This window comes from Variovorax glucosi (assembly GCF_051216695.1).
GTDB lineage: Bacteria > Pseudomonadota > Gammaproteobacteria > Burkholderiales > Burkholderiaceae_C > Variovorax.
In genome coordinates this window covers 1-1,055 of the sequence record NZ_JBPJZE010000370.1, presented here as the reverse complement: position 1 = coordinate 1,055, position 1,055 = coordinate 1, and the positions used below count along the sequence as shown (strand labels likewise).

The 1,055-nt window shown below is 67.1% G+C and carries 1 protein-coding gene; it reads left to right on the top strand.

Features of this window, described 5'->3' with window-relative positions; all coding sequences use genetic code 11:
- Positions 1-32: 32 nt before the first annotated feature.
- Positions 33-1,055: glycosyltransferase family 2 protein (locus tag ACSFA3_RS25760; protein WP_435508151.1), on the top strand; the 1,023-nt coding region annotated here is incomplete at its 3' end.

Sequence of the window (1,055 nt, the reverse complement as noted above, 5' to 3'; positions counted from 1 at the left end):
AAGACAGCGGCCGCTTCTTTCTGGAGGCATCCATGATCTCCCCGACCAACGCCAGCAGGCATTCGCGCGCACCGGCCAGGCTGCCGCAAGCCGAGGCGCCCGCACCGCGCACGGCCACGCCGCTCGCACCGCCGGCCGGAGCACGCAGCATCCCCTGCGTGATTCCCTGCTTGAACGAGGCGGGCAACCTGCGGCACCTTCTGCCGCTGCTCGAAGACATCCTCTGGGCCACGCACATGCGCTGGGAAATCATCGTGGTGGACGACGGCAGCACCGACGACACCGCCGCGGTGGCCGAGGCGTGGTGCGAGCTGTCGGGCTTTCGGTGCATCTCGCTGTCGCGCAACTTCGGCAAGGAGGCCGCGCTCACTGCTGGCCTCGCCGCGGCCACGGGCGATGCGGTGGTGCTGCTCGACGGCGACCTGCAGCACTCGCCCCAACTCATCCACACGATGATCGCGCAGTGGGTGGCCGGCGCAGAGGTGGTGTACGCGGTGCGCGAGAAGCGCAGCGACGAGAGCCGCTTCAAGCAGATCGGCAGCCGGCTTTTCTACAGCCTCGTCAATTCGTCGGACCGCTTCGCCGTGCCCAAGGATGCGGGCGACTTCCGCCTGATGGACCGCAAGGTGGTCGATGCGCTCATGAGCCTGCCCGAGCGCAGCCGCTTCATGAAGGGCCTTTACGCCTGGGTGGGTTTTCGCGCGGTGGCGCTGCCTTACACGCCCGCACCGCGCGCGGAGGGTCGCAGCACCTTCAATATGCGCAGGCTGGTGCGCCTGGCCATCGACGGGCTCACCGCCTTCACCACCTGGCCGCTGCGCATGGTCAGCGTGGTGGGCCTGCTGCTGGCGTTGCCGGCCTTCGGCTATGGCGCCTTCGTGGGGATCGATTTCCTCCTGTTCGGCAATGCCGTCTCGGGCTGGACCACCATCGTCGTGAGCCTGATGTTCTTCATCGGCATTCAGATGATCTCTACCGGCATCGTGGGCGAATACATCGCGCGCATCTACGAGGAGGTCAAGGGCCGTCCGCTGTATGTGGTGCGCGAAGAGCGC